The organism is Lachnoanaerobaculum sp. (genome assembly GCF_057250505.1).
The window spans coordinates 1-20,663 of the sequence record NZ_DBHIEQ010000035.1; the positions used below are offsets into that span (position 1 = coordinate 1).

Genomic DNA, 20,663 nt, shown 5'->3' on the forward strand with positions numbered 1-20,663 from the left:
GACTCAAAACGAGTCACACCACCCTTTCTTATAGCTGTCATTTCCCGACAGCCCCTTCTTATCATAGTATTTATTTTCTAATTTCCTGTAACTTCTTATTTATAAGTGCAAAGACCTTCTCGCTATCCGCCTTCTCAGAACTGAAAAATGATGACATTTCCTCTACAAGCATACCTCCCATTATACCGAGCATACTCTTTTTAACCTTCATTGTACCGAACTGATTGACTATTGACACCAATATCTCCCGCCTTATCATTTCTGACTACATCTTCCACAGTATCTTTTATGCTGAAGTATTCAGGATTAAACTCAAGCTTTTTAACATCAAGACTTTCAGTGTCCATATCATCAAACCAATTCTTAACGCCGCTCTCTTCTTCTTCATCAGCAGGCCTTACATATCCTGCAAAAGGTTTCTCTTCTCTGATAAATGCGGTTCTGTCGGATATTTCCATAGTCTGCGGATATGATGACAGCAATTATTTTTGTCGGGTATTTAAAAGGCGATACAAAATATCTCCAAGGCAGTACAGAAATAATTTATTTAACAAATAAAATTTACATATAATATTGTCAATATTAAAACAAATTTTATATATATATCTAATTTTTAGACTTAAGAGACTAAAATCCATATTATTGACTTCACATTTTCCATAGTGTATAGTATCTTCGTAAGTAAATATTCGTGACGGTTCATCCGAGCTGTCTCTAATCTTAATCACCTAGGAGAAAGAAATGCCAAACGATTTTGTATTTAAAGATCAATTGCCGGTAGCACCGCTAAAGATCGCCGCACTTGAAAGTTGTTATGACTTTGCAAAGGGAGTCAATGACTACATTGTAGAATTCAGAAGGAATGATACTACTGAGCTTATGAACTGTCAGGCGGATTTGCACTACAGAGGCTATGATTGTGACAACTACCTTCTTGATATTGCCTGCCCCAGATTCGGCTCAGGTGAAGCAAGGGGTGTTATAAAAGAATCTGTTCGCGGTACAGATGTATTTGTAATGGTAGATGTACTCAATCACTCTCTCAGCTACAAACTGAACGGTTTCACAAACTACATGTCACCTGACGATCACTATCAGGATTTAAAAAGAATTATCAGCGCCTGCGTTGCAAATGCAAAAAGAGTCAATGTTATCATGCCTTTCTTATATGAAAGTAGACAGCACAAAAAGACAAAGCGAGAATCTCTTGACTGCGCACTGGCACTTGAAGAGCTTGTAAGTATGGGTGTCAGCAATATAATTACATTTGACGCACATGACCCGAGAGTACAAAATTCCATTCCTCTTACAGGATTTGACAACTTCATGCCTACATACCAGTTTGTTAAGGCAATGTTTACAAATATCTCCGATATGAAAGTAAGCAAGGATGATATGATGATTATAAGTCCTGATGAGGGAGCTATGAACAGAGCCGTATACCTTGCAAACAACCTTGGTGTGGATATGGGTATGTTCTATAAAAGACGTGACTATTCAAGGGTTGTAGACGGCAGAAACCCTATAGTTGCACACGAGTTCCTAGGAAGCAGTGTGGCAGGTAAGGATGTCATCATTATGGACGATATGATTTCTTCAGGTGAAAGTATGCTTGATACTGCAAAAGAGCTTAAGAAGAGAAATGCAAAGAGAATTATTATCTGTGCTACATTCGGTCTGTTTACAAACGGTCTTGAAAAGTTCGATGAATTCCACAATCAGGGAATTATCGACTATGTATGCACAACCAATGTACACTACAGAAACCCTGAACTTTTGACAAGATCTTGGTATCTTGAAGCCGACATGACAAAGTACCTTGCAGCCATTATAAACTCATATAACCACGATGTTTCAATCAGCAAGAGCTTGTCACCAACCACAAAAATACAGAAATTTGTATCAAAATTCAAATAAGAAAAAGGTCGCCTTTTAAAAAGCTTAAGGGCGACCTTTTGTAATATTATACATGAAATGCACTTCCGCCTATAAATTCCCTCAATATAGAGTTGGACGGTACATTGTCACTTGGTACTCCTAGGAAATAATCCAAAAACTTAAGAAGTCTTTTTGCCTCGGGATATTCCTTAGAGTCTTTTTGCACACTGAATAAAACCGGTTCTACATACTGCTTTAATACCGCAATTTCATAGTTTAGAGCGGAGTTAAATGTCGCATCCGCACTGCTTTGATATGGGAAAATATTCATCTCCTCACCTCTTCTGACGGAATCCCACATAGCAAGAGTTTTTGTAGGGGAAATTCCTCTCTTTCTGACGTCTCTTATCATCCTTCTAAGAAGCCTTCCGTCTGTAGTAGGTATACGATTATGCTCATCAATGTTTAACTGAGTCAATGCACTTATATAAATTTTATATCTACTGTCATTTGGCAATCTGTAAGAAAGCTTATCATTCAGACAATGAATGCCTTCAATAACCAATATATCATCCTTGCCAAGTTTTAAAAAATTTCCGTTATACTCTCTTTGACCTGTTTTAAAGTTAAAGCTTGGAAGTTCCACTTTTTCGCCGTTTAAAAGAGCCAACATATCCGCATTGAACTGTTCAATATCCATAGCCTCCAAATTTTCAAAATCAAGTTCACCGTTCTCATCTCTTGGTGTATCTTCTCTGTTTTTAAAGTAATTATCCACCTCAAGCGGATGCGGCTTTATACCGTGTGCCATAAGTTGTATGCTGAGCCTGTGTGAAAAAGTAGTCTTTCCTGATGAAGAAGGTCCTGCAATCATTACAAGCTTTACATTCCCCCTTTTTATAATATCCTCGGCAATATCTCCTATTTTCTTTTCCATATATGCTTCAGAAATAAGAATCATCTCATTGGTCATACCGTTTGCAATCATCTCATTAAGTGAACCTACATCGGATACTCCCATTTCCATAGCACTGATACTTGCATTGTTAAGTTCATTAAAAATCTTTTCTTCAGGTACAAACTCTTCCACAACCTCAGGATTTTCTTTTCTCGGTATGACAAGAACTATTCCGTCCTTATACTTTGTAAGAGCAAACTTGTCTATAAACCCTGTAGAATAGACCATATATCCGTAGTTATAGTCTATATAGTCCTCAAGCTTATATATATTCACTCTTGATACTCTTCTAAACCTGAAAAGCTTCTCCTTTTCAAAAAATCCGGCATCGTGGAACATCTTTATGGCCAAATCTGTGTGTACATTAGTCTTTTCGATTCTGATGTTTTCATCAACAAGTTCTCTCATACGATTACTTATCTTCTCCACATCATAATCTTGTTCACTGCCAAGTCTGATAAAAAGTCCGTTACCTGTGGAAAACTCCACCCTTGGACTTATACTCCTGCCGTAAATATCGTCTATGGCTTTTAAAAGTATCAGTATTGCACTTCTCTCATATATTGCTCTGCCTATGGCATCACTCAATGTGACAAACTCAAGAGTAATATCATCATTTACGCACTTATGCAATTCCTGAAGCTTACCGTTTACTTTGACAAGCAGAGCTTTTTTCTTTTGCTCCGTTACAATATCAAAATAACTTGTGCCTTCCTCGTATAAGTAAGTTTCATCTCCTATCTTTACTTTAAACTTTTTCATTTCATTCTCCTTCCTATGAAAAGAAAAGACTGAATACTCAGCCTTTCCTTTGAAAATTTATTTAATTTTTCTTATCCAACCTTCCGGTGCTTCAAGCTCACCCATCTGTATTCCTGTAAGTGTATCATAAAGCTTCTTGGTAATCTCTCCCATACCTTCCATTCCTGACGGCATGTTTATCACCGTTTCACCTCGGTATATTCTGCCGATAGGTGAGATAACCGCAGCGGTACCGCAAAGTCCCGCCTCTGCAAAATCCTTTACCTCATCAAATGCAACCGGTCTCTCCTCAGTCTTTAATCCAAGGTAATGCTCGGCAACATATAGAAGTGACCTTCTTGTAACAGACGGCAGTATCGAATTTGACTTAGGTGTAACAACCTTTTTATCCTTGGTAATGAAGATAAAGTTAGCTCCTCCCGTCTCCTCTACATATGTTCTTGTAGCGGCGTCAAGGTACATATTTTCATCAAAACCGTTTCTGTGAGCCTCCATAAGAGGATGAATACTCATAGCATAGTTAAGTCCGGCTTTGATATGTCCTGTTCCTCTAGGTGCGGCTCTGTCAAAATCACTGACCGTGATAGTGATAGGCTTTGCACCGCCTTTAAAGTAAGGACCTACAGGTGTTGTAAACATTCTGAACTGATACTCCGCTGCAGGCTTTACACCGATTACAGGTGATGAAGCGAACATATAAGGTCTTATATAAAGTGTGGCTCCTGAACCGAAAGGAGGTACCCAAACTTCATTTGCAAGTACTACCTTGTCAACAGCCTCAAGGAATCTCTCTTCAGGGAACGGAGGCATCTCAAGTCTCTTTGCCGAATCATACATTCTCTTTGCATTAAGGTCCGGTCTGAATGTGACGATATGTCCTTCCTTTGTTCTGTACGCCTTAAGTCCCTCAAAGACCTCCTGACAGTACTGCAAAATACCTGCAGACTCATTTATAGTAACATCTGAGTCGGTTGAAAGTTCTCCGTCATCCCACTTTCCGTCTTTAAAATTGCTGATGTATCTGTAATCGGTAATTCTATAGTTGAATCCTATGTTTCCCCAATCCAAATCCTTTGTTTCCATGATTATTGCCTCCTATTGTTCATTGAGTTTAGCAAGTTTTGCCGCCTGATCGGCTGCAATACAGCCATCTATAAGTTCCTGAATGTCTCCATTCATTATCTTATCAAGCTTATATAATGTCAGATTTATTCTGTGATCTGTAACTCTTCCCTGTGAGAAATTGTAAGTTCTGATCTTTTCAGATCTGTCTCCGGTACCTATCTGACTTCTTCTGTCCGCCGCCTCGGCACTTTGCTTTTTCTCAAGCTCAATCTCATATAGCTTTGATCTGAGAAGTGCAAAAGCCTTTTCCTTGTTCTGTAACTGACTCTTTTCAGTCTGTGAATAGATAACTATTCCTGTAGGATAGTGAGTAAGACGCACAGCCGAGTCTGTAGTATTGACACACTGTCCGCCGTTACCGCTGGCTCTCATAACGTCTATTCTGACATCATTCATATCTATCTGAACGTCAACCTCCTCGGCCTCAGGCATTACCGCAACAGATGCTGTAGAGGTATGTATTCTTCCTCCCGACTCGGTCTCAGGAACTCTTTGTACTCTGTGTACACCCGACTCATACTTAAGCTTGGAGTAAGCACCCTTTCCGGTAACCATAGCCACAACTTCCTTGTAACCGCCTATACCGTTTTCGTTGACATCAATCATCTCAACTTTCCAGTTTTGTGATTCCGCATAATGCACATACATACGATAAAGCTGCATAGCAAAGAGTGCCGCCTCATCGCCGCCTGCTCCCGCTCTTATTTCAAGCATTATATTCTTATCGTCATTAGGATCCTTCGGCAAAAGCAAAATCTTCAGCTTTTCGGAAAGTTCCTCTTCAAGTCTCTTCCCCTCGGCAAGTTCTTCCTTTGCCATCTCCTTCATCTCTTCATCATTCATCTCAAGCATTTCAAGCGCATCTTCTTGAAGTTGCTTAGCTTTTTTATATTCACCATAGGTCTCTACAAGCGGTGCCAAATCTGATTGCTCCTTCATAAGCTTTCTGAATCTGTTCTGATCGTTTGCCACATCACCGCCGGCAAGCTCCGCCATTATTTCATCATAATGTACTACTATGTCCTCTAAATTATCAAACATCTTTTCCTCTTATGTTAATTTATTTTTTGATATGACCGCCACCCTGTTAAGATTTGACAAATCCTTTTTTATACTTACACCAAAGCCTTCAAAAAGCGCCTTGATATCTGCTGCCTCATCATATCCTATCTCAAGTGCCAAAATCCCTTCGGGATTTAAATATTTTATAAATTCATCTCTGATTATCTTATAAAATTTCATACCGTCTATATCGCCGTCAAGTGCAAGCCTCGGCTCAAAGTCTTTCACTTCACTCTCAAGGCTGTCCACAACATGACTCTTTATATATGGCGGATTGGATACTATGATATCATATTTATTTTCAGATGTTAAGCTGGAAAACATATCGCTTTTTAAAAAATTGATATCGCAGCCTAAGCCTTGTGCATTCTTTTTTGCAACTTCCAATGCGCCAGCAGATATATCAATCGCATCCACTCTTTCAAATCCTCCAAGGCTTTTTAATGCTATGGCTATAGCTCCCGAACCTGTACACATATCAAGTATTCTTTTACTTTTATCACCATCGGCAAGTTTTAATACCTCCTCTACCAAAACTTCCGTATCAAACCTCGGAATAAGTACATTCTCATTTACAAAAAAAGGCAGTCCGCAAAAGTATGCCTTATTTAAGATGTACTGTATAGGCATATTTTCAAGTCTTTTTGCCACATAGCTTTCTATTATATCAAGCTTTTTGATATCTTTTATCTCATCATATTTAAACATTGTCCACTTTGAAAAATCAAAGTCAAACACTTCATATATTAACAATAAGACATCACTTTTTGCATCCTTAAAGCCTCTTTCATCTAAAGCCTTTACATATTTTTCAAAAACTTCTATATATTTCATATCAGAAATTTTCCTTAAGGTACTTTCTCCAGTCAAATACCTTCTCTACCGCCGCAATTGCAACTTCCACCATATCAGGAGTCGGCTCCTTTGTGGTAAGTCCTTGCATCCAAAGTCCCGGCTTGCTTAGAATATTTACAAGCCAAAAGTCGCTTCTGCCTGCAATTCTTAGAAACTCGTAGCTGACTCCGGCTATGGCAGGTACCAATACAACTCTTGATACCGCCCTCAGCCAAAGGTTGTCCACTCTTATTACCATAAAAAAAAGTATACTTATCATCATTACTATGATAATAAAACTTGTACCGCATCTTTTATGCTCTTTTGAACTTTTCATTACATTTTCGACATTCAGCTCAAGACCGTGTTCTATGCAGTTGATGCATTTATGCTCCGCACCATGGTACATAAAGGTTCTCTTTATATCCTCCATCCTTGAGATCATCTTTATATAGAAGATAAATATCGCAATTCTTATTACGCCCTCAAATATGGCAATAACATAGTAGTTATCAATTTTTGCTTTGATGATATTGCTGAGCAACATCGGCAATACCATAAAGATTGCTACAGATGCCAATATTGAAATAAACATGGTGACACCCATTATTACCTTATCAAGCTTATCTCCGAAAATTTCAATCAGCTTTTCTTCAAACTTTGATGGCTTTGAATCTTCATCATCTTCAAAAAAGCTTGCTGAATATGCCAATGTCTTCATTCCCAATACCAATGAATCTACAAATGCAAATATTCCTCTAAGGAACGGAAGTCCAAGCACGGGAATCTTTGTAGTAAGACTCTCATACTTATCTTCCATCACTGCAATTGTTTTATCCGGCTTTCTTACCGCTGTAGAGTATCTGTCACCGTTTTTCATCATGATACCCTCTATCACAGCCTGTCCGCCTATTCCTGAATATTTCATATCCTCTCCTGTAATCTTAAAAAAGAGCCAGACACCTGCCTGACTCCCCCTAATAAATAGTATATCTTAATCTTATTATTCAGCCTTAACACCATACTTACGGTTGAACTGCTCAATACGACCACGTGCCTGAGCTGACTTCTGCTGACCTGTATAGAAAGAATGGCACTTAGAACAAATTTCTACGTGGATATCTTCCTTTGTTGAACCTGTAACAAATGTGTTACCACAGTTGCAAGTTACTGTTGCCTGATAATAATTTGGATGTATTCCCTGTTTCATAATTTCACCTCTTTAAAAAATTTAACGGTTACATAAAGTAGACTCGTTACAAAGTACATCTTAGGATAGCATAAATGAGGATAAATTGCAATAGTATATTTTACTCTTTGATTGCTAATTCCCTTATATAGCAAGGCGGTATTTTATCTGCCAGCCATACTTTTTCATTTCCGTGATAAAATACCACTCCGTCATCATATGCTCTCTTAGAATCAATTTCCAATATACATGGACTCTTGTCACGTCTAAGCCCTACTTTCTTTGCTGTATCTATATCGGTTGACAGGTGTACATATTGTCTGCTCATAGGTAAAAGCCCGTTCTTTTTTATGCTCTCAACAAATCTCCTTGCAGTACCATGATATAATTTATCAGGCGGAGTCTTCTCTTCCTTTACTATATGCATCGGTATAGAATGCCCGTACAAAGCCCTTATTTTTCCTGCATTTATTTCATGTCTTTTCTTTTCAGACTTATCAATCATAACCGCCAAATCATTTTGAGTAATATATCCAAACTTGCCTTCTGTATTCAGCGCATTCAAAAGCTGCTCTATACTTACCCAACCTTCTTCATCCATTTCAAGTTCGTACTCCCAAGGTGCATGGCGAAGTGCGTATGAAACTTCCTTGCTTAATTCCTCATATTTCATCGTATTCCCCTTCTTCTATCATCTCGTCTATCGCTTCTATAAACCAATCCCAAAAGCTTTCATAATCCTTTCTCTGTTCCCATCCTGAACTTGCAAAATCATGGATTTTTTGCACCCTTCCGCCTCTGTCGATATCAAAGCAAACTATATCATCATTGTCACCTCTTCTTGCAAAGGGTACCAACTTTCTGTCCGGATATCTTTCCTGTAATCCCTTTATTCTCCACTCAGCCTGATCATAATCCATCAAATACCAAAAATCAAAATCCGTCAAACCCAAATGAACAATTTTCAAAAATTCTTTCGGATATTCAAATCCTTTATATATACTTCCGGCATCTAATAATTTCCATTCCATGCTTTCCTCCTTTAAACATCTTAACAGGTATATAAAATATACCTTGATTCAAGAACTGTTTATTTATAGAAAAAAGAAACAATCTAAGAGCATTTTTTTGTATGCTGCCTTAGCTTGTTTCTTTGACTTGATTAATTCAAACTATAGTGACACAATCTTATCCCTTGATAACCCTGTAAGCTCCATTATAATGTTTATATCAAATCCCTTTTTCTTCATGCTTTGAGCAATACTTATCTTTCCTTTCTCTTCCCCACGCTTTTCTCCTATCTTTTCTCCTCTTTTTTCGCCTTCACTAATCCATTCAAGCTTTAACTGCTCTATAAGTCCGCTCATTTCCCTGATTCCTCCTTCTGTTTCTTTATATCTCCTTTTTATGCTGCTTGTCTTAGGAAATTTATCATTGTAGCAATCGCCTTCAGTAAACACCTTCATCAACTGTGAAACATCTGAGCCGTTATCTACTACAGAATTTTTGCTTTTACAGACATATGACACTCCTTTTTGTCGTAGTTAACATAGTCCCCATAGGTCTATTATAGCATATATAATAAATTTATTGCATTTTAATCTTACTATAAACAAATCGGCTCAAAAAAAAGAGTTGAATAATCAACCCTGTCAAAGTTCTATATGAAATACTGAATATACAGCCAAGTAGCCTCAACTACTTGACTGCATATTATGAAGGAAAAAGTGTTACCCATGCACAGGCCTCTAAAATGGTTTTTAGAAACTTATAGAAATTTAGATCAACAAGAGCGGAAAGTGCATTTTCCATAGATTACCTTAGATATCAAACCGAAAGCCACGAAAAAGATTTGGCAGTCTTATTATACTATTTATACCGTTTTTGACAATAGGATGTGCTAATACTTAAGATTTCAAAACAACTTTCATCGTATTGTACAAATATTAAGGCTATATTATATAATAAAAGCCGTCTTAGTTGTAGAATATGCACTAAAATATATTACCTTTTCTTTAATATTAAATTAAGTACCTCAGGATAGCCAAGCTAATCACTAAAATAAGCCTACCCAAGTTCTTATCCCGAAGCCAAAATGAGGTAATCAAAAAAGCGGGCTGAATAATCAACCCGCAAAACTTACATCATTTCACTTTAACAATCTATATTTCTTTAAAAGCTCATGTCTGTATACCTTATCTGTATTCGCCTTTATTATCTTCTCTAAATTGCCTTCTCTCGCCAATATGGTATTCAGCTCACTTACCATATCCGCTCCTTCTTCTCTTCCAAGCTCCAGTCCTTCTGTCCTTCCCATCTCAAGACCCTTTTCAAGACCTTTTTCTTCCGCCAGTTCAAAAAATCCCTTCATATTGCTTACCTTCCTTTCATGTGCCACTTTTATTATATTCTCAACATTTTTAAAACCCGACATTGCAGACATCAGCATCAAGATCTCATCTACATGCTTTACATTACTTTCATCACCCTTATAGCTGTTAGTTGTTCGCATCTGATACAAGTAGTCTGCAAGCATCCGAAAATCACTTTTAAACAGATCTATTTTTTCTCTATCCAAAAATGCTATCTCAAATACATTTATTCTATAGTCGCTTACATATGGTTTTAGGTTCTCATCTACTTCAAGCAAATCCAACAAGGAGTTCGAGTATTTCCAATTCCTGTCATATCCCATATATAACACCAATGTTATCACAGGATATTTCTTTTTATATCTGTTTTCTTCCAATACCTGCTTCTTATATTCAGCGCCGTCATAACCTATAACTCTCATCGGCATAAGCTTATCAGGTACAGTCTGATTCTCAAGCCCGAATAATGCTATATTGATTTGACTGTTCTTCCAATACTTTGCAACGTCTCTGTCTTGTGAATGTATCTCACCGTCAATCTTTAATGCGCTGTCAGCCGGAGTATCTATAAGTGCATCCTCATCTACTATCCTTTTACCGTTAAATAATAATACATTTACTATATCTGCAAATACATCATTATATCTCTCAAGCATCTTTTGTGTTATATCTTTACCATTCATACTCTATCCTCCTTATTATACCAAAGAAATTTAATTAACTCTATAAAAATATCCACACATGACCACACAGCCAAGTAGGACAGACTACTTGACTGCGTAGTCACGTTCATATCAGTAGATGCACCGACTATGCCATGGTTTTTAGAAACTTATAGAAATTTAGATCAACAAGAGCGGAAAGTGCATTTTCCATAGATTACCTTAGATATCAAATCGAAAGCCACGAAAAAAATTTGACAGTTTTATTATACTATTTATACCGTTTTTGACAATAGGATGTACTAACACTTAAGATTTTAAATCCACTTTCATCGTATTATACAAAGATTAAAGCTATATTATATGATAACAGCCATCTTAGTTGTAGAATATGCATTAATATATATTACTTTTTCTTTAAAATTAACTTAAGTGCATTAGGATAATCGAAAAAAGCGTAGCCAAAGCTACGCTTGAGATTATTCCTCTCTTCTCCTATAGAACCTGCCAAGAAGCTGCTGAGTCTTTATAAGGTTTATAAAGGCGGACTTATCTATCTCTTTGATTGCTTTTACCACCTTGTTTGCTTCGGCACTTGATACTATTGAGTACACTAAAGTTCTGTCTGTATGATTATAATACCCCTGTGCCTTCCAGGTAGTCGCACCATGGTGGCTTATATTCGAAATCAAATCACATATCTCGTCAGGATGATCTGTAACAATGAATAGAGTAATCTGCTGATATTTTCTATACAAAGTATGTATAACCATTGTAGTAACATACTGGAAAATAATAGAATACAGTGCTCTGTCCCAGCCAAACAAAAGCCCGGCAACCACAAGAACCACCGCATTTGCGCCCAAAATAATATTAAAGGCGTCAAATCCTTTTCTCTCAGACAGGAATATAGATATAAAGTCGGTTCCTCCGGTAGTTGCATTCATCAAAAGACAAATACTGATAACCAGACCGTTTATCATTCCTCCGAAAATAGTTATAAGCAAAATGTCCTGAGTTATCACATACCCCGGAATAATATCAACAATAAAACCGTTCAGCAATATGACCCAACATGAATACAGTGTAAACTTCTTTCCGATATACCTGAATCCAATATACACAGGTATTGCATTAAGTAAAATATTTACAACCGTATACGGCAATTTTACATGAAAAAACATATCTGCCGACCTGGTTATAAGCAAAGTAATGCCTGTCGCACCTCCCGGAAACAGGTCTCCGGTCCTTACAAAAGTCTTTATATTGACTGCCATCAATACAGCCGCAAATGTAATAACAATAAATCTCTTTAAATCTTCTTTTAAATCAAATTTCATAACTATCTCACAAATTATTTTACTATATGGCAAGCCACATATCTGCCGTTCACTTCTCTTAAATCAGGCTCCTTTGTTCTGCAAATTTCACCGCAATAAGGGCATCTGGTATGAAATCTGCATCCGGTAGGAACATCTATCGGACTTGGTATATCGCCCTTTAATAATTCCTTTTGTTTGCCTGCATTTTCAATACTTGGAATTGCATCAAGCAAAAGCCTTGTATAAGGGTGAAGAGGCTTTTCAAAAATATCATCTGTATTACCGATTTCACAAACTTTACCGAGAAACATCACACAAACTCTGTCAGCAATAAAATTGACTACAGACAGGTCATGTGAAATAAACAGATATGAAGCTCTTTTTTTCTCCTGAATATCCTTAAGCAGGTTTAAAACCTGTGACTGTATGGATACATCAAGTGCAGATACCGGCTCATCACATACAATAAGCTTAGGATTCAGTGCTATTGCTCTGGCAATTCCTATTCTTTGCCTTTGTCCTCCTGAAAACTGATGAGGATACCTGTTGTAATACTCTTTTCTGATTCCCACATCTTCCATCAGCTCAAGCACTTTTTCTTTTACCTGTGCCTTGCTAAGTTCCTTTTCATGTGTAATAACAGGTTCTGCAATAATCTCACCTAAAGTCATTCTGGGATTAAGTGAGGCATAAGGATCCTGAAATATGATTTGTAGATTTTTCTTTAATTGCTTCAGCTCATTACCTCTTTTATTGTAAATATTTTCGCCCAGAAAAATACTCTCACCTTTATCAGGTGCTATAAGGCCTATTGCACATTTGCCAAGTGTGGATTTACCGCATCCGCTTTCTCCCACAAGTGCCAAAGTCTCATTCTCATATATATCAAGACTTATGTCACTTACCGCATGAACTTTTTTATTCTTCTTTGATGTAGGAAATTCCTTAACTATATTTTTTAATCTTAATACAACTTCTTTCATCTTCAATCCTTTTATGTAAGAAACATGAAACCATATGGCTGTCCGTAATATAATCATCCTTCGGTCTGTCGCTGCAACAAATATTTTGGGCCAAATCACATCTGTCTGTAAATCTGCAACCCTTAGGTAAATTCAGGATATTAGGTACATTACCTTTTATGGTATAAAGTCTTTTCTGCCTTTTGCCGATAGTAGGTATTGACTTTAAAAGTCCGCTTGTATAAGGATGTGCAGTTTCATTAAAAAGAGTCTTTGTAGGTGCAAACTCCACCACTCTTCCTGCATACATTACATAAACATAGTCACATATTTCTGCAACAACACCCATGTTGTGTGTAATCATTATTATAGAAGTGCCGCTCTCCTCACAAAGTCTTTTCATAAGCCTTAGGATCTGAGCCTCTATAGTGACATCAAGTGCTGTAGTGGGTTCATCCGCAATCAAAAGCTTGGGCTTACAAATCATTGCCATGCCGATCATCACTCTCTGCCTAAGACCGCCTGAAAGCTCATGCGGGTATGAATTAAATCTTTTTTCGGCTTCAGGTATCCCGACTTCATTAAATATTTCTATTACTCTTTGTTTTGCCTCCGTCTTAGATATATGTTCATGCAAAATAATAGCCTCCATGACCTGTTTGCCGACCTTCACAACAGGATTAAGTGAAGTCATAGGCTCCTGAAATATCATGGATATATCCTTACCTCTGATATTTGCATACTCTCTTATACCCATCTTTGTAAGCTCATTGCCGCAAAAGTTAATACTTCCGCCCACTATCTTGCCGGGACTTTTTATCAGTCCCATAATACTCATAGCCGTCATAGACTTTCCGCATCCGCTCTCTCCTACTATTCCAACTATCTTTCCCTTAGGTATATCTATATTTATACCGTCAAGAGCATATGCATCTCTTCCTTTTACTTGAAATGCCACCTTCAAATCTCTTATAGTCAAAACATTGTCCATATCATTGCTCCTTAAGGTACGGGTCTAAAATATCTCTCAAACCGTCACCCAAAAAATTGAATGCCAACACAACTATCATTATCGCTATGGCAGGTGAAAGTACAAGTACAGGCTGTGTAAACAGATATTTCTTTGCACTGACAACCATAAGTCCCCAGCTTGCTGTAGGAGGCTGTGCACCTACACCCAGGAAACTGAGTGAACTCTCTGAAAGTATCGCAGACGGTATACTTAAAGTAAATAATACCACCAAAGTAGGTATACAGTTTGGTAATATATGTCTGAAAATAATCGTAGCATTACCGACACCCATACTTTTAGCGGCTTCCACATACTCCTTTTTTGACAGTGAAAGTGTCTCCGATCGTACAACTCTGGATGTGGACGCCCAGTTGACTAATGACAATGCTATAAATATGTTTATCAATCCTCCTCCCATTGTATACATTACAACCATTGCAAGCAGGAGTGAAGGAAATGCAAGCATTATATCTGCCAATCTCATTATTGCAAAATCTATTTTACCTCCGAAATACCCTGCAATAAGTCCGAGTATTGTACCTATAATCATCGAAATAAGTGTAGGTATCAGTCCTATTGTAATTGATATTCTGGCTCCGAATATTACTCTGGTAAGTGTGTCTCTTCCAAGTTCATCCGTACCCAGTGGATGTGCAAATGAAGGGGCTAAAAGTCTGTCCTTCAAACTCTGTGTATATGGATTATACCTGCATATAACATTTGCAAAAATTGCACACAGTATAATCAGTATAATTACAATCAAAGAAAAAAATGCAAGCTTATTATGTTTTATTATATTTTTACATTTTTCAAATAAGCTGTCTTCCGTTTCAATTTCAGAACCGAAATTTCGCCCTGTCTGTTTAGTATCTTTATTCATTGATTTCTTATATTTCCTTTCTAATTCTCGGATCAAGAATAGAATACAATGAATCTGCTATCAAATTTCCGAATATTACCAATATAGTTGTAAAAATAACCGTTCCCTGTAAAAGCGGCATATCTCTGGTCTCTATTGCATTGACAGCAAGTCTGCCTATACCCGGTATTCCGAATATATTTTCTGTAATAACTGCACCTGAAAGCATGGAAGATATCTGGAGTGCCATCATTGTAACTACAGGAAGCATCGCATTCTTTAGAGCATGTGACTTCATTACGGCAAACTCTAAAAGTCCCTTTGCTCTGGCAGTTCTTATATAGTCTTCCTGCATTACTTCCAAAATATTTGACCTTGTCATTCTTGCAATACTTCCTGCCGAGTTCCATCCGAGTACTATTGACGGCAATACCATAGATGCCGCAGTTTCATATCCTGATACAGGGAAAATCTTTAACTTATACGCAAAAAGATACTGCAAAACCAGTGCAATCATAAATACAGGCATGGATACTCCAAGCAATGCTCCTCCCATAAATAACCTGTCTAAAATATTATTTTTATTTACCGCCGCAAATATACCTGATGCGATACCGACTATCCATGAAACAAATGCCGCACATACTGCAAGTCTTACAGTATTTGGAAATGCATCCAAAATAATGCCTGTAACATTTCTGTTCATACGATAGCTTGTACCGAAGTCACCTCTGATTGCATGTGAAATATATGTAAAAAACTGTATATACAGCGGTTTATCAAGCCCCATCTCCTTACTTATTTTATCAATTACAGTCTGATTGACATGCTCACCGAGCATTGTGGTTACAGGGTCTCCCGGTACCACTCTAAGCATTATAAATATAATCAAAACCACACCTATTAAAACCGGTATGGATATCAAAATTCTTTTTAAAATATTTTTAACCAAGTCTGCCTCCCAAAAATACTCCAAAAAAGAAATGGAGCGGTTCACGCTCCATTATAGCAATTATCTTTTTTAAGTTCCATATCTATTTTTTTGAAAATCCGACAAATCTCATATCGGATATTCCGGCCCAGTTCGGCTTGAATCCTTCGATACTCTTACTTACACCGTAATAATGCTCCTTTGAAAACATAGGAAGCCATGCAAAGTCTTCCGTTACAATCTTCTTTTCAAGTTCATCGTACTCAGCCATTCTCTCATCTGCATTTACAATAGTCCTTGCAACGCTTACTCTGTCCATCACAGCCTTGTCAGGATAATTAAGTGATCTCTGCTTTGTATTTTTCTCATTTCCGAAGAATGTATAAATAAAGTTGTCAGGATCATTGTAATCAGCAGTCCATGTTGACATAAATGAACCAAGTGTACCGTCTTTTCTTGTGGCGAGCCATGTTGACTCATCATAATTCTTAATGGTTGCATTGATACCCACTTCATTAAGCTGTGATGCTATTACCTCAAGCACTGTCTTTGTAGTATCCGACGATGAAGAATCTACCGAAATCTCCATATCAAATCCGTTAGGATAGCCTGCCTCTGCAAGCAATGCCTTAGCACCGTCAGGATCATACTTAATCTCAGGAAGTGAACTGTCATAGCCTATAAGACCTCTTGGGAATATACCGTTTTCAATTGTTGCTACACCGTTCATAAGTGAATCAATGATTTCCTGACGATTGATTGCCTTACATACAGCCTCCCTTACTTTTACATTGTTTAGAGGTTCTATATTCTCATTAAATGTAAAATATGTCATGCCGACTCTCGGTGTGTGATGAAGCACATCAGGCATCTCTTTTTTGTATGTGTCGATATAGTCAATCATAAAATCAAAGTCAAGTATATCAAGCTCACCGTTCTTAAACATCATATTTCTTGTTTCGGAATCAGGTATTACTCTTATAAGTACTCCCGGAAGCGATACATCACCACCCCAGTAAGTATCATTCTTTGTAAGTACTATAGAGTCGTTTACAGTCCACTCCGCCATCTTAAATGCGCCTGTTCCGACTGTAACCGAAGGGTCGATACCGAACTTATCTCCTGCAGCCTCTGTGGTATCTTTATCAAGCATACATACAGGTGACGCTGAAAGGCAAGCCAAGAAACCGGCATAAGGCTCTGAAAGTGTTATCTCCACAGTATAATCATCTACAGCCTTTACTCCGCTAAGCTCCTTACTGCTTCCGTCCATGACTTTATCCGCTCCTTCTATCTGGCTTACAAAGTCACCGTTTACAGCACCTGTTACTCCAAGCATTCTTGTAAGTGAATATACAACATCATCAGACTTGAAGTCCGCACCGTTTGAGAACTTCACTCCCTCTTGCAAATGCAATGTATATACCTTTCCGTCCTCAGATATATCCCAACTCTTTGCAAGTGAAGGTATCAATTCACTTGAACCGTCATCCTTAACCTCAACCTCGACCAACCTGTCAAAGATATTAAGAGGTACCATATAGTCCTTGGATGTCTTATCCGGGTCTACAGTCTGGATATCCGCATTGATGGAAGTTACCAAAAATCCTGTAGTATCAATGCCGGTCTTTGCCTTACTGTCTGTTTTAGCAGCCTTATCATCCGTCTTGTCAGTACTTTTTGATCCGCATGCACTAAGAGATAGTGCCAAAAGTATACCCAACAATATAAACTTTTTTTTCATATTCTTCTCCCATTTCTTATTACTATTGTAATTATAATACTTTTTTTAGGGCTTGCCAAATATTTTTTATAATACTTCATTAAAAAAGTCAGGCTGTAATCACCTGACTTTTTAAATTATTTTATCAATCTTACCGCCTTTACAGGAGTACGATGGTTCAAACTTCCTATTCTGATTCCAAGCTGCTTATTTGCGGCATGCACAATCTGTCCGTCACCGACATATATCGCAACATGGTTTATCTCTCCGCCTGAAGAATAGAATACCAAATCTCCCGGCTTTATCTGCGATACAGGTATCTCAGTACCGTTGTTTGCCTGATCCTTTGAGACTCTTGAAGTACTTATTCCGAACTTCTCATATACTCTCATTACAAATCCCGAACAATCGGCACCTTTTGTCAGTGATGTTCCTCCGTACACATACGGATTACCGACAAACTGCTTAGCATAAGCTACTACAGCATCTCTTGATACTTTTTCCTTAGCTGCCTTTGTAGCCTCGGTCTCAGCCTCTGTAGTTTCCTTTTTCTTGCCGACGCCGGGTCCACCCTTTTCGCCTGTAACAACTGTGGTTTCTTTTTGAGGCTTAGCCTTCTGTGTTTCCTTAGGTTTTTCAGTACTACCGCCCGGTCCGTAAGGAGCTGTTGTCTCTACAGGTTTTGTAGTCTCTGTAGTCGCTTCTGTCTGTTTCGGAGCCTGTGTAGTAGACTCAGTCTGCTTTGGAGCCTGTGTAGTAGACTCAGTCTGCTTTGTGGTATCTTCAACGGCACTTATAGTTTCAGCCTGTGTTGTGGCTGTCGGAGTCTCTTTTACTGTCTCTAAAGCCTTGCTTGTCTCCGGCTCCGCACTTGCTTTAGTTGTTTCCTTTGTTGTCTCACTTGCCTCAGGGCCGTTTACTGTTTCTATTTTAACCTTGGAAGATGATGAAGCGGTTTCTTCAGACTTACCTGGCTCTTTCACAGTCTCGGCTTTTTGCTTTGTCTCGGCAGGCTTTGTATCCTCTATTGCCTTGATGGTCTCCGCCTCGGTTCTTGTCTCTGGCACTGTCTCTATCTTCTGCTTTGTAGTTTCTGTCTGCCCGTTGTCCTTTGTGGTTGTTTCAACAGGCTTTGTAGATTCCTTCGTAGTATCCGGAACCTTAATCTCTACTTCCTTACTTGCAGGTGTCTCTCTCTTTTCAGCTGCAGGAGACTTGATAGTCTTTGCTTCCTCTCTCGCCTTAGGTGTAGGAGCTTTATCCGGAGTTTTCTTTTCAGCTGCAGTTGTTTCAGCCTTTGCAGTCGTTTCCTTACTCTTAGCTGTTGTCTGATCGTCTGCAACCACCATATTTTCATATATGGCCATTGCTTCTTTAGCCTCAGTTTCCAGCTTTGCCTTGTTCAAAGCTTCGATAGTGGACTCTTCCTTAGTCTTGGCAGTCTTATATGATACATCTGTCTTTATAAAATCCTTGTACACATATCCTGTCAAATCATCATCCACCTGAACCTTTAAAAAGTTTTTGTCCTGACCTACTACAACATACTTCTCACCACCCTCAAGCATCGTGAGAGTATTTGAAGTTATATCCGGTGTCTTTCGCAGTCTGACATTGTCAATGTCTACCACAGTACCGTAGGTCACGACAGAATCTTTTGCCATTTTCTTCGCTTTATTTCCTGTTGCCAAATCTGAGGCTTTGACATAGCCCTCTACGTTTCCGGAATTTATCTTAACCCATTCTCCGGTCTCGTTGATCTCAGAACCTACGACAGTAGCCACTGAACTGTATGAAATACTTCCCACTTCTTCGCCGGTCTCTTTCGGATCAGCGTGTACTACAGTATCTTTTTTGTTCTTTGCCACCGCGAGGTCATCCTTCATTACCTCTTCTTTCAGCCTGTCCTGAATCGACGGTCCCTCATACTTGACCACATCCTTTACAAGCCTGTTGCGCGCATCGTCAACTCCTGTTATCTCTATTGTATTTGTTGTCGCAGTCTTTAGCGACTCTCCTAATGCTGTCTGCGGTGATATGGAACTTGCCTTATAATTGTTTAGAGCTACGGCTATTCCTGAGACTGAGTTACTTGTCTCCAAATCCATATCTGCATATGCATTAAAACTGTATAGTGAAACAAAGGTTAGAGCTGATGCTAATGTTAAAAATTTCTTTTTCATTGAGCACTCCTTACTTTATTTAGAGTACTTAAATTATACCAAAGTTTTATAGATTGAACAATTGCTTTACACCCGTTGAAATATTACAATATATTAAACATTTAATTACAGCCATAGTCATAAATATACTTTATTAAAATTATAGTAAATATATGCTATTTTTATTATATATCCTAATTTAATTGTAAGTTTTTCTATATTATCAATATCATTCTATTGTTGCAGCAACTCTTTATAAATACGAAAAAAGAGCAACATCAGTTGCTCTTTTAAAGTGCGGGAAAAGGGACTTGAACCCTCACGTCTATACAGACACAAGATCCTTAGTCTTGCCTGTCTGCCAATTCCAGCATTCCCGCAAGTGATTAGATTTTCTAATCAAGGCGACAACCAGATTTGAACTGGTGATCAGGGTGTTGCAGACCCACGCCTTACCGCTTGGCTATGTCGCCGTTGTCCATACTTTCGGACAACGCCCTGAACAGGGCTCGAACCTGTGACACTGCGGTTAACAGCCGCATGCTCTACCTACTGAGCTATCAGGGCAAGTACTTAAATAGTGTATCAGATAATCACTGGTTATGCAAGTACTTTTTTGAAGAAAATGTATACTATGAACTTACTCCGTAAGTTCAAGTACGCTATTTTTCTAGGCTCGCACTTCGCTACGCTCGTACTCACCAAGAAAGGTTAATGTAGCACTATGACTTTACTATGTAAAGTCAAGTGTACTTTTCTTCTAAAACTCAAACTGCACTCCGTTTGTTCTCGTTAAGAAGAAAATGCACCTTCAAAACTGCCTACCAAATGCTTTTCTCACTTAGCGAAA

At 38.1% G+C, this 20,663-nt stretch carries 21 protein-coding genes and 3 tRNA genes; 2 read left to right on the top strand and 22 right to left on the bottom strand.

The annotated features are described in order from the left end of the window. Positions 1-70 precede the first annotated feature (70 nt). Both ACO6FI_RS11800 and ACO6FI_RS11805 read right to left on the bottom strand, forming a co-directional pair. The gene (locus ACO6FI_RS11800; RefSeq protein ID WP_485457504.1) at positions 71-238 is read right to left on the bottom strand and encodes a hypothetical protein; all 168 of its coding nucleotides are present in this window, start codon (positions 236-238) and stop codon (positions 71-73) included. Next, a complete protein-coding gene (locus tag ACO6FI_RS11805) occupies positions 201-458 on the bottom strand; it encodes a hypothetical protein (RefSeq protein WP_485457523.1) in 258 nt (85 codons plus the stop codon). Before ACO6FI_RS11805 ends, ACO6FI_RS11800 begins: the two co-directional genes overlap by 38 nt. On the opposite strand from ACO6FI_RS11805, the gene ACO6FI_RS11810 reads away from it, so the two are divergent. Together ACO6FI_RS11810 and ACO6FI_RS11815 are read left to right on the top strand one after the other, a co-directional pair. Next, positions 457-558, top strand: coding sequence for an AraC family transcriptional regulator (locus tag ACO6FI_RS11810; protein WP_485457522.1), 102 nt, complete (start codon positions 457-459; stop codon positions 556-558). The genes ACO6FI_RS11805 and ACO6FI_RS11810 overlap by 2 nt on opposite strands. Before the next feature lie 183 nt (positions 559-741). Continuing rightward, a complete protein-coding gene (locus ACO6FI_RS11815; protein WP_485457505.1) occupies positions 742-1,917 on the top strand; it encodes a ribose-phosphate pyrophosphokinase in 1,176 nt (391 codons plus the stop codon). 46 nt (positions 1,918-1,963) lie between these two features. Here the strand turns inward: ACO6FI_RS11815 and ACO6FI_RS11820 are convergent, their stop codons facing one another. The 20 genes from ACO6FI_RS11820 to ACO6FI_RS11915 all read right to left on the bottom strand — a co-directional run bounded on the left by ACO6FI_RS11820 (position 1,964) and on the right by ACO6FI_RS11915 (position 20,380). Then, complete coding sequence (locus ACO6FI_RS11820; RefSeq protein WP_485457506.1) at positions 1,964-3,598, bottom strand: uridine kinase family protein; 1,635 nt, start codon at positions 3,596-3,598, stop codon at positions 1,964-1,966. 57 nt (positions 3,599-3,655) lie between these two features. Further along, positions 3,656-4,681: a branched-chain amino acid aminotransferase gene (locus ACO6FI_RS11825; RefSeq protein ID WP_485457507.1), complete on the bottom strand. Its 1,026-nt coding sequence runs from the start codon at positions 4,679-4,681 to the stop codon at positions 3,656-3,658. 12 nt (positions 4,682-4,693) lie between these two features. After that, complete coding sequence (prfA, locus tag ACO6FI_RS11830) at positions 4,694-5,764, bottom strand: peptide chain release factor 1 (protein WP_485457508.1); 1,071 nt, start codon at positions 5,762-5,764, stop codon at positions 4,694-4,696. Positions 5,765-5,773: 9 nt separating this feature from the next. Continuing rightward, entirely contained in the window at positions 5,774-6,619 is an 846-nt protein-coding gene (prmC, locus tag ACO6FI_RS11835; protein ID WP_485457509.1) for a peptide chain release factor N(5)-glutamine methyltransferase, read from the bottom strand. Position 6,620: 1 nt separating this feature from the next. Continuing rightward, complete coding sequence (locus ACO6FI_RS11840) at positions 6,621-7,547, bottom strand: DUF1385 domain-containing protein (RefSeq protein ID WP_485457510.1); 927 nt, start codon at positions 7,545-7,547, stop codon at positions 6,621-6,623. A 75-nt stretch (positions 7,548-7,622) separates the two neighbouring features. Next, entirely contained in the window at positions 7,623-7,829 is a 207-nt protein-coding gene (gene rpmE, locus ACO6FI_RS11845) for a 50S ribosomal protein L31 (RefSeq protein WP_009447101.1), read from the bottom strand. Between the two features lie 100 nt (positions 7,830-7,929). Continuing rightward, positions 7,930-8,481, bottom strand: coding sequence for an RNA 2'-phosphotransferase (locus ACO6FI_RS11850; RefSeq protein WP_485457511.1), 552 nt, complete (start codon positions 8,479-8,481; stop codon positions 7,930-7,932). Then, a complete protein-coding gene (locus ACO6FI_RS11855) occupies positions 8,471-8,839 on the bottom strand; it encodes an SMI1/KNR4 family protein (protein WP_485457512.1) in 369 nt (122 codons plus the stop codon). The genes ACO6FI_RS11850 and ACO6FI_RS11855 overlap by 11 nt, the downstream gene beginning before the upstream one ends. A 141-nt stretch (positions 8,840-8,980) precedes the next feature. Further along, the gene (locus ACO6FI_RS11860) at positions 8,981-9,175 is read right to left on the bottom strand and encodes a hypothetical protein (RefSeq protein ID WP_485457513.1); all 195 of its coding nucleotides are present in this window, start codon (positions 9,173-9,175) and stop codon (positions 8,981-8,983) included. Between the two features lie 782 nt (positions 9,176-9,957). After that, a complete protein-coding gene (locus ACO6FI_RS11865; protein ID WP_485457514.1) occupies positions 9,958-10,863 on the bottom strand; it encodes an Rpn family recombination-promoting nuclease/putative transposase in 906 nt (301 codons plus the stop codon). A gap of 458 nt (positions 10,864-11,321) precedes the next feature. Next, a complete protein-coding gene (locus ACO6FI_RS11870) occupies positions 11,322-12,182 on the bottom strand; it encodes a YitT family protein (protein WP_485457515.1) in 861 nt (286 codons plus the stop codon). Positions 12,183-12,196: 14 nt separating this feature from the next. Next, positions 12,197-13,147 carry an ABC transporter ATP-binding protein gene (locus ACO6FI_RS11875; protein ID WP_485457516.1) on the bottom strand — a complete coding sequence of 317 codons (951 nt, stop codon included), beginning with the start codon at positions 13,145-13,147 and terminating at the stop codon, positions 12,197-12,199. Then, the gene (locus ACO6FI_RS11880) at positions 13,110-14,117 is read right to left on the bottom strand and encodes an ABC transporter ATP-binding protein (RefSeq protein WP_485457517.1); all 1,008 of its coding nucleotides are present in this window, start codon (positions 14,115-14,117) and stop codon (positions 13,110-13,112) included. The genes ACO6FI_RS11875 and ACO6FI_RS11880 overlap by 38 nt, the downstream gene beginning before the upstream one ends. Before the next feature lies 1 nt (position 14,118). Then, complete coding sequence (locus tag ACO6FI_RS11885; protein WP_485457518.1) at positions 14,119-15,018, bottom strand: ABC transporter permease; 900 nt, start codon at positions 15,016-15,018, stop codon at positions 14,119-14,121. Positions 15,019-15,025: 7 nt separating this feature from the next. Then, complete coding sequence (locus ACO6FI_RS11890; protein ID WP_485457519.1) at positions 15,026-15,949, bottom strand: ABC transporter permease; 924 nt, start codon at positions 15,947-15,949, stop codon at positions 15,026-15,028. An 82-nt stretch (positions 15,950-16,031) separates the two neighbouring features. Beyond that, positions 16,032-17,672: an ABC transporter substrate-binding protein gene (locus ACO6FI_RS11895; protein WP_485457520.1), complete on the bottom strand. Its 1,641-nt coding sequence runs from the start codon at positions 17,670-17,672 to the stop codon at positions 16,032-16,034. A gap of 116 nt (positions 17,673-17,788) precedes the next feature. Then, a complete protein-coding gene (locus ACO6FI_RS11900) occupies positions 17,789-19,834 on the bottom strand; it encodes a C40 family peptidase (protein ID WP_485457521.1) in 2,046 nt (681 codons plus the stop codon). 275 nt (positions 19,835-20,109) lie between these two features. Further along, positions 20,110-20,193 (bottom strand) — tRNA-Leu (locus tag ACO6FI_RS11905). 22 nt (positions 20,194-20,215) lie between these two features. After that, positions 20,216-20,286 (bottom strand) — tRNA-Cys (locus tag ACO6FI_RS11910). Positions 20,287-20,307: 21 nt separating this feature from the next. After that, positions 20,308-20,380, bottom strand: a tRNA-Asn gene (locus ACO6FI_RS11915). Between the last annotated feature and the right edge of the window lie 283 nt (positions 20,381-20,663).

Coding starts and splice junctions, on each gene's coding strand:
- ACO6FI_RS11900 (WP_485457521.1), bottom strand. CDS start 19,834: ATGAAAAAGAAATTTTTAACATTAGCATCAGCTCTAACCTTTGTTTCA.
- ACO6FI_RS11885 (WP_485457518.1), bottom strand. CDS start 15,018: ATGAATAAAGATACTAAACAGACAGGGCGAAATTTCGGTTCTGAAATT.
- ACO6FI_RS11875 (WP_485457516.1), bottom strand. CDS start 13,147: ATGAAAGAAGTTGTATTAAGATTAAAAAATATAGTTAAGGAATTTCCT.
- ACO6FI_RS11860 (WP_485457513.1), bottom strand. CDS start 9,175: ATGAGCGGACTTATAGAGCAGTTAAAGCTTGAATGGATTAGTGAAGGC.
- rpmE (WP_009447101.1), bottom strand. CDS start 7,829: ATGAAACAGGGAATACATCCAAATTATTATCAGGCAACAGTAACTTGC.
- ACO6FI_RS11895 (WP_485457520.1), bottom strand. CDS start 17,672: ATGAAAAAAAAGTTTATATTGTTGGGTATACTTTTGGCACTATCTCTT.
- ACO6FI_RS11840 (WP_485457510.1), bottom strand. CDS start 7,547: ATGAAATATTCAGGAATAGGCGGACAGGCTGTGATAGAGGGTATCATG.
- ACO6FI_RS11820 (WP_485457506.1), bottom strand. CDS start 3,598: ATGAAAAAGTTTAAAGTAAAGATAGGAGATGAAACTTACTTATACGAG.
- ACO6FI_RS11805 (WP_485457523.1), bottom strand. CDS start 458: ATGGAAATATCCGACAGAACCGCATTTATCAGAGAAGAGAAACCTTTT.
- ACO6FI_RS11815 (WP_485457505.1), top strand. CDS start 742: ATGCCAAACGATTTTGTATTTAAAGATCAATTGCCGGTAGCACCGCTA.
- ACO6FI_RS11870 (WP_485457515.1), bottom strand. CDS start 12,182: ATGAAATTTGATTTAAAAGAAGATTTAAAGAGATTTATTGTTATTACA.
- ACO6FI_RS11855 (WP_485457512.1), bottom strand. CDS start 8,839: ATGGAATGGAAATTATTAGATGCCGGAAGTATATATAAAGGATTTGAA.
- ACO6FI_RS11880 (WP_485457517.1), bottom strand. CDS start 14,117: ATGGACAATGTTTTGACTATAAGAGATTTGAAGGTGGCATTTCAAGTA.
- ACO6FI_RS11865 (WP_485457514.1), bottom strand. CDS start 10,863: ATGAATGGTAAAGATATAACACAAAAGATGCTTGAGAGATATAATGAT.
- ACO6FI_RS11850 (WP_485457511.1), bottom strand. CDS start 8,481: ATGAAATATGAGGAATTAAGCAAGGAAGTTTCATACGCACTTCGCCAT.
- prfA (WP_485457508.1), bottom strand. CDS start 5,764: ATGTTTGATAATTTAGAGGACATAGTAGTACATTATGATGAAATAATG.
- ACO6FI_RS11825 (WP_485457507.1), bottom strand. CDS start 4,681: ATGGAAACAAAGGATTTGGATTGGGGAAACATAGGATTCAACTATAGA.
- prmC (WP_485457509.1), bottom strand. CDS start 6,619: ATGAAATATATAGAAGTTTTTGAAAAATATGTAAAGGCTTTAGATGAA.